We start from the raw sequence: 238 nt of genomic DNA, 5'->3' as shown, positions 1-238 counted from the left end.
GATTGCGAGCCGCTGGAGATCCGCCGCGGGCTGCCGGGCGATCCGGATGACAGCCACAGCCGCTATCTGGAAGCGGCCGTGCAGGGTGTGATCGTTGCCTGCCTCTACCTGCCCAACGGCAACCCGCAGCCGGGGCCGAAGTTCGATTACAAGCTGGCTTGGTTCGAGCGCTTCATCGAGCACGCTGCCGGCCTGCTCGCCAGCGGCCATCCGGTGGTGCTGGCCGGCGACTACAACG

At 67.6% G+C, this 238-nt stretch carries 1 protein-coding gene; it reads left to right on the top strand.

The features are described 5' to 3' along the window. Positions 1–238 (top strand): exodeoxyribonuclease III (locus LO50_RS23535; RefSeq protein WP_044316555.1); only part of this gene is annotated, 238 nt, incomplete at both ends.

The sequence above is a fragment of the Stutzerimonas stutzeri genome, from assembly GCF_000935215.1.
Classification (GTDB): Bacteria; Pseudomonadota; Gammaproteobacteria; order Pseudomonadales; family Pseudomonadaceae; genus Stutzerimonas.
The sequence above is the reverse complement of the archived record's forward strand: the minus strand, read 5'-3'. Positions and strand labels throughout refer to the sequence as shown.